Below are 6,330 nucleotides of genomic sequence, written 5' to 3'. Positions count from 1 at the left end.
GATCTTCAGCTTCGGCCAGTGCCCCCGGTCGGACCAGAACATCGCCTGGCTGCGGCTGAATTCGCTGATGCAGGCAACAAAGCGGGCGCGGGCGATCTTTTCATCCAGCCGCCAATGCTCCGGGGCAAAGAAGATATCGGGCCCGTGCAGGGTAAAGCTGTAGGGCAGACCCGCGATCTCGGCGGCCAGCATGGCCACGGTGCAGCTCGACTTGGCGATGTGATTGTGCAGGTGGCTGACCCCCATGCGCGCCATGTGATGGGCCAGCACCACGGCCTCGGCGAAATAGATCAGGTTGTAGACCCGGCCCCTGATCCCCCTCGGCGCGGTTTTCCAGGCCAGCGCCAGCGCACGCAGGTAGCGCGCAGGGCGGGCCATGGCCCAAAGCTCGGCACGCGCCATGCGCAGGGGATTAGCCACAGCGGGCAGTACGTGGAAGGTGCGCGCGGCCTCGGCCCTCTGCTCTTCGCCCACGAGGTGCTGATCGCCCGTGCGCCGGATCGAGCAGGTCAGAACCTCGATGCCTTCCGCGCGCAGGCCCGCGACCTCGCGCTGAATGAAGGTGTCGGTGGCGCGCGGGTATTCCCCGGTCAGGTAGGCGATCTTCATGGCGCGCCCCCTTCGGCCAGGTTGGCCGCCATCAGGGTTTCGAACGGGTGCTGCGGATCAAGGCCAAGCGCAGCGACCGCGCGCTGCCCATCCCAGCCCACCGGCATCATCCGCGCGCGCAGAACCGCCCGGCGCAGCAACCCCGGTCCGCCCCGGCGATTGCCGGCGATCCGGTCGAGGATCCGCCAGTGGAACGGCAGCACGAGCCGCGGCCAGCCGCCCGCTGAGAGCGCGTTGAGAAAGCGCAGGCGGTCGGGCAGGTCGTCATCGAGGATGTTGTAGATGCCCGCGGGCGCGCTTGCGGCCTTGACCAGCGCGTCGCCCGCGCGGTCGATCTCGCAGAGGGGTATCTGCCCCTCGCGCCCGATGCGGATCACAACCGGGCCCCTGGCAAGGCCGATATGGGCATTCCACAGCCGTCCCGGCCCCCAGATCGCGCCAAGGCGCAGGATGGTCAGGCCAGTTCCCTGGGCCTCGTCCTGCATCGCGCGTTCCTGGGCCAGCTTGGCGCGGGTATAGGCGTCGCGTTCTTCGGGCCTGGGGGCGAGGGGGCTCGTTTCGTCGATGACCGTGCCCACCCGGTCCGGGCCATAGACCGATACGCTGCCGGCCAGCACCACGCGGGGAACACCCGCTTCGCGCGCCGCGCGCATCACCGCGCGGCTGGCCTCCACCACGTCGCGGGTGAACTCGGCCTCTGTTCCCGCCATCCGCCCCGCGATATGCAGAACCGCGTCGCAGCCTGCCATCTGTTGGGCCAGGTCAGGCCCGTCGAGCGGCCCGGTCACGGGCGTGACCCCGGGCGCGTCGGGCCAGTGCAGCTTGTGCCCGTAGCGTGAATGCACCACCACCGCGTGCCCCGCCCGCATCGCCGCCTCGGCGGCGGCAAGGCCCACGTAGCTGCCCGCGCCCGTGATGAAGAGCTTCAGCGCGCCCATGGCATCGGCTCCATCGTCTCGCAGCGCGTCGTCATCGCGTGCACGCCTTCGCTCTGGCAGGCGAGGGTCACTTCGGTAAGGTGCAGCGCGTAATCGCCCCCGATACGCGAGGGACGGCCTGCCACGATCGCCTCCAGCATCTCCACGGGGCCAAGCGCGAAATTCATCGCTGCCGCCCCCTTGCGTGGCATCATCGGATGGGTCGGCCCCCTGAGCCGAATGCGCCTGCCCACGGGGCTTTCCAGCAGCCTGCGCCGGATCCGTATCCGCTTGCGGAACCTGAGCGGCGCGGCATTGTCCCAGGCTTTTTCCATCTCCAGCACGCCATCATCGCCCACCACCCTTAGCCGGTGGTCATGCGGGGCCGCGATCGAGCAGGTCAGCCGCGCGACCGGGCCGCATTCGAAATGCAGCGTGGCGACCGAGAAATCGGGTGCGCAGCCGGTGACACCGCGCTTGTCGGGCAGGGTTTCCGCGGTGGCGGTCACGACCTTTGCAACCGGGCCAAGCATGGCGATCAGCCAGCTGACGTAATAGCCCGCATGTTCCAGCGTGCAGCCGATGCGGAATTCGTCGGCGAAGGGCCAGGGCGCCCCCGAGGCGCTCTTCCACGCCTCCAGCGGCGCCTGCGGAATGAAGCCATCGTCAAGCTCTGCATAGATCAGCCGGGGCGTGCCCGCCACGCGTTCACGAAGGGCCTTGCCAAGCGTCTGCGCGGCTTCGCCCAGAACCGAAGACGGCGCACTGCCCAGTTGCAGCCCCCGGTCGCGCGCCAGCGCGTGCAGTGCGCAGGCATCGGCCATGTCCAGAACCATGGGCTTTTCGCTGAACACGTTGAACCCCGCCTCCAGGCATTGCCGCGTGATCCCGGCGTGAGAGGAAGGGTTGGTGAGGTTCAGCACAAGGGCGGGCCGCGCGCGCAGCAGCGCCTCGACGCTGTCAAAGCCGGGCAGGTTCCAATGCGTGGTGAACGCCGCCAGCCGCGCCGCGTCGCGGTCATGTGCACCCAGGACCGTCACCTGCGGGTGTCGCGCCAGAGAGGCCATGTAGAGATCCGCCACGAAACCACAGCCCACGATGGCCACGCAATGCGTGCCCTGCGGCTGTGAGCCGGTGGCGGGTCTTGGATCGGTCATTGGCCTGCTCTGCCTGCTGTTCTTGGACCCTTATACCCCAAAAACAGTGGCAAGAGTTTGACTTAAGGGGTGCGCGAAAGAGATTTATAATATAAATAGATATTCTATCGATATCCAAAGACTCTTCCTATGATTTTTTCACAGCATAATCATGCAGTTAATGTGAATATCGCAAACTGGCAGATGCTGGAAGAGCTGGTGAGTGCCAGCTTTGCCGAGGGCCGGGGATTTGCCCTTGCGACACTCAACCTCGATCACCTGACCAAGCTGCGCCGTCCGGGCGCTTTTCGCGACGCCTATGCTGCGCAGGATTTCGTGACCGCAGACGGCAACCCGATCGTCTGGTGTTCCCGCCTCGCGGGGCAACCGGTGGAGCTCTTGCCGGGCTCCGACATGATCCTTCCCCTGGTGCGGCTGGCGGCGGAAATGGGCATGCCGCTCGGCCTCGTGGGCAGCACGGAGGCAAGCCTTGCCGGTGCAGCCCGTGCGCTGCAGCACGAGGTGCCGGGGCTGGAGATCGCGGCCACGATCGCTCCGCCCATGGGGTTCGATCCCGAAAGCGAGGCCGCCGATGCGATCCTGCGCGACTTGTCCGGTCGGGGCGTGCGGCTCTGCCTGCTGGCGCTCGGCGCGCCGAAACAGGAAATCCTGGCCGCGCGAGGGCGTCGGATCGCCCCCGAGATTGGCATCGCCTCGATCGGGGCCGGACTGGATTTTCTCTCGGGATTACAAGAACGTGCGCCGCTCTGGGTGCGCCGGCTGGCGCTGGAGTGGCTCTGGCGGATGCTGTCGAACCCGCGCCGCCTGGCAGGGCGCTACGCGCTCGCCTTCCGCGATTTGCCGGGGCATCTCTGGCGGTCCTGGCGGCTGCGTTAAAGGTGGCGGGCCACGGCCCGCGGACGCATCAGAACGCGATCGGCAATGCGCCGTTTGAGAGACCGGGGCGGCGGAATTTCCCGGTCCATTTCCCACGTGGTGCCGGTCAGGCTCGGGTCGTGCCACAGCGCAAGCTTCGCACCCCACCGGGCGGCGTCCCGCGGGTCGAGCCCCTCGGCAATCCCCATGCGCGTGGCCAGCATGCCGGGCATCCAGTCGGTCACGACGATCCCGGGGAAGCGGTCGCCGATATCTGCAATGAGCGCGCGGGTGAATATCCGCGCCGCGCCCTTGGATACGGAATAGGCGGACGAGGCCGGTAGCGGCGCGACATCGGCGAAGGTGGCCACGTTCAGGATGCGGCCGAACCCGGTGTCCATCATGCCGCTCAGCGCCGCCCGCGTGCAGGCCACGACCCCGCCCAGGTTGGTGTTGACCACCTCCATGAAGCTTTCCGCGGTTTCCTCGGTAATGTCGCGGCGTGGATAGAGCGCCGCGTTGTTCACCAGAACGGTAACGGGGGCAAAAATTGAAGCTAATTCAAAGGCCTTTGCAACGGAGTTGAAGTCACTCACATCGGCGGTCAGCGGGTGGAAACGGCCCGGCTCGGCCATTGCCCGCGTCTCGTCCAGCGCGGCTTGGTCCCGGCCGATCCCGGCAACTTGCATGGATTTCGACAGTTCGACCGAGAGCGCGCGGCCCAACCCGCCGCCCGCGCCGGTGACAACGGCAATGCCCTGGGTCAGCTCGTTCATGTCGTCTCCTTGATGCGGTTGGCCATGCGCAGGGCATGGGCAGCGATGGTCAGGCTGGGATTGACGCCCATTGAGGTTGGAAAAACCGAGGCATCCGCGACCCACAGATTGGGCGTGTCATGAAGGCGGCCATCGCCATTCACCACCGATTTACCAACATCAACACCCATCCGTAACGTCCCGCAGGGATGCCCGAAATTGGGTTCCGGCTCATGCGTCAGGAAGGCTGTGCGCGTGCCACGAAAGGCCCGGCGGATAAGCCTGCGGAATATCTTGCGCCGCGCCAGCAGTTCGGGCGCCGTGACATAGCTCAGCCGGATGCGGTCGGGGTCCGGCAGCACCCGGTTCTCGGCATAGGGCAAGTCTTCCAAGAGCCCCACGAAGACCTTGGCCGTGCCCATCACCTTGGCCCCGATCGCAGCGGGAATGCGGGTCAGGTCCAGCGCGCCGGGCACATGCCGCCAGGCGCTGCGTGCCACCCGGCTGCGCAGGTGATGCACGATCTCGCCATAGCCCACGTCGATCCCCATGGCCTGCACCATGCCAAGGCGCTGGCCCTCGGCAAAGTAGAGATCGCGGAAGCCCACGGATTTCGTCGGTCCGGCGTCACCTGCGGCCTTTCCGGGCCAAAGCGCGAAAATCTCGTTGAGATGGAACATCAGGTTGCGCCCGACAAGCCCGCTGGCATTGCCGATCCCCACGGGGTCCGTTTCGCTGGCCGATGCCATCAGAAGGCGCGGGGAGGACAGGGCGCCTGCGGCCAGCACCACGTGCCGGGCCCAGATCTGCCGCGTCTCGCCCGCCAGGCGCGCCTCGACCGTGACGCCGCCGTCGCGCTGACGCACAAGCCGCGTGGCGGTGCAGCCGGTCAGGATCTCGGCATTGCCACTGGCAAGCGCGGGCTCCACCCCGGCCGAACGTCCGTCCATCTTGCAGCGCATGGGGCATTTGTGGCCCAGGCAGTCCCGGCAGCCCTCGACGCGCCTCAGGGCGGCATGGAGCCGGTAGGGATGCAGCCCGTTCAGGCGAAGCCTGTCGATGATCCGGGCGTCACCCGGTGCCGCCGGGGGCGGCGGCGCGACCGAGGGGCAGGGCAGGTCCGACAGCGGGTCAGGCTCGCCCTGGATGTGAAAAAGCGCCTGCGCCCGGTCGAACCACGGCAGCATCTCGGCGAAGCCCACGGGCCAGCCCCCGGTAGGATGGGGACGGTCGGGAAGGTCATCGAGGTCATGCGGCTCGGGCCGCTCCAGCGTGGCGGCGTAAAAGACCGAGGATCCGCCGACCCCGGCGCCAAGCGGTGCGAAAAGCGATTGCTGGCGTCCGTTGACCGTGGCCTCGATCGGATCGGGCCAGAATCCCCGGATGCCGCGCGCCACCGGATCGCCCATCATGAGGTCGAGAGCGGTTTCCTCGGCCCGCAGCCCCGCGCGACCCTTTTCGAGAAACAGCACCTTCATCCCGGCCTCGGCCAGCGCCCGCCCGGCCACACCGCCGCCGATCCCGGTGCCAATCACGATGGCATCCCAGGCGGTTTCGGCGATGTCGGCAAAGCTGGCGGTCATGGGCGTTTTGTCTGCACGGGTGGTGTACGGGGGGTGTACAGGGGGTGTACGGCTGGCATATGGCCAAAATCGGGTCTGATCAGGACCCCGCAAGGGGGTGATTGTCCAGCACAAGCCGCTTCAGGCGTTCGTCCAGAACATGGGTGTAGATCTCGGTCGTGGCTATGTCGGCATGGCCCAGAAGCGTCTGGATTGCCCGCAGATCGGCCCCGTTTTCCAGCAGGTGCGTTGCAAAGGCATGGCGCAGGGTGTGGGGGGTGACCTTCTCGGGCGACACCCCTGATGCCACGGCAATTTCCTTGATGAGCGTGAAGAAGCGCACCCGCGTCAGGTGACCGGACTTGCCCCGCGAGGGAAACAGGAAGCGCGATGGCGCGGCCCCGTTTTCCAGCCGCGCGGACTCTTCCCCGGCGTCGCGATGGACAAGCCAGGCGGCCAGCGCGGCCTGCGCGGG

The 6,330-nt window shown here is 67.3% G+C and carries 6 protein-coding genes and 1 pseudogene; 1 reads left to right on the top strand and 6 read right to left on the bottom strand.

Annotated elements, in window-relative coordinates; all coding sequences use genetic code 11:
• From ACEQXV_RS03770 to ACEQXV_RS03760, 3 genes and pseudogenes are all read right to left on the bottom strand, one after another.
• A pseudogene (locus tag ACEQXV_RS03770) lies at nt 1-609 on the bottom strand (colanic acid biosynthesis glycosyltransferase WcaL); the annotation flags it as partial.
• Nucleotides 606-1,547 carry an NAD-dependent epimerase/dehydratase family protein gene (locus ACEQXV_RS03765; RefSeq protein ID WP_370251475.1) on the bottom strand — a complete coding sequence of 314 codons (942 nt, stop codon included), beginning with the start codon at nt 1,545-1,547 and terminating at the stop codon, nt 606-608. The pseudogene ACEQXV_RS03770 and the gene ACEQXV_RS03765, both read right to left, overlap by 4 nt.
• Nucleotides 1,535-2,683 carry a Gfo/Idh/MocA family protein gene (locus tag ACEQXV_RS03760; protein WP_370251474.1) on the bottom strand — a complete coding sequence of 383 codons (1,149 nt, stop codon included), beginning with the start codon at nt 2,681-2,683 and terminating at the stop codon, nt 1,535-1,537. The genes ACEQXV_RS03765 and ACEQXV_RS03760 overlap by 13 nt, the downstream gene beginning before the upstream one ends.
• A gap of 162 nt (nt 2,684-2,845) precedes the next feature.
• On the opposite strand from ACEQXV_RS03760, the gene ACEQXV_RS03755 reads away from it, so the two are divergent.
• Nucleotides 2,846-3,559, top strand: coding sequence for a WecB/TagA/CpsF family glycosyltransferase (locus ACEQXV_RS03755; protein WP_370267987.1), 714 nt, complete (start codon nt 2,846-2,848; stop codon nt 3,557-3,559).
• Here ACEQXV_RS03755 and ACEQXV_RS03750 read toward each other — a convergent pair.
• From ACEQXV_RS03750 to ACEQXV_RS03740, 3 genes are all read right to left on the bottom strand, one after another.
• Nucleotides 3,556-4,314: an SDR family oxidoreductase gene (locus ACEQXV_RS03750; RefSeq protein WP_370267985.1), complete on the bottom strand. Its 759-nt coding sequence runs from the start codon at nt 4,312-4,314 to the stop codon at nt 3,556-3,558. The genes ACEQXV_RS03755 and ACEQXV_RS03750 overlap by 4 nt on opposite strands.
• Nucleotides 4,311-5,876, bottom strand: a complete 1,566-nt coding sequence (locus tag ACEQXV_RS03745; protein WP_370267984.1) for a GMC oxidoreductase — start codon at nt 5,874-5,876, stop codon at nt 4,311-4,313. The genes ACEQXV_RS03750 and ACEQXV_RS03745 overlap by 4 nt, the downstream gene beginning before the upstream one ends.
• A gap of 79 nt (nt 5,877-5,955) precedes the next feature.
• Nucleotides 5,956-6,330 (bottom strand): tyrosine-type recombinase/integrase (locus tag ACEQXV_RS03740; RefSeq protein ID WP_370267983.1); only part of this gene is annotated, 375 nt, incomplete at its 5' end.

The organism is Nioella sp. (assembly GCF_964229645.1).
Classification (GTDB): Bacteria; Pseudomonadota; Alphaproteobacteria; order Rhodobacterales; family Rhodobacteraceae; genus Nioella.
Note: the sequence above shows the minus strand (reverse complement) of the source record. Positions and strands in the feature narration are given on the sequence as shown.

Bases quoted from the DNA above. Each gene is read 5' to 3' on its own strand.
- ACEQXV_RS03750 (WP_370267985.1), bottom strand. From the start codon at position 4,314: ATGAACGAGCTGACCCAGGGCATTGCCGTTGTCACCGGCGCGGGCGGC.
- ACEQXV_RS03745 (WP_370267984.1), bottom strand. From the start codon at position 5,876: ATGACCGCCAGCTTTGCCGACATCGCCGAAACCGCCTGGGATGCCATC.
- ACEQXV_RS03760 (WP_370251474.1), bottom strand. From the start codon at position 2,683: ATGACCGATCCAAGACCCGCCACCGGCTCACAGCCGCAGGGCACGCAT.
- ACEQXV_RS03765 (WP_370251475.1), bottom strand. From the start codon at position 1,547: ATGGGCGCGCTGAAGCTCTTCATCACGGGCGCGGGCAGCTACGTGGGC.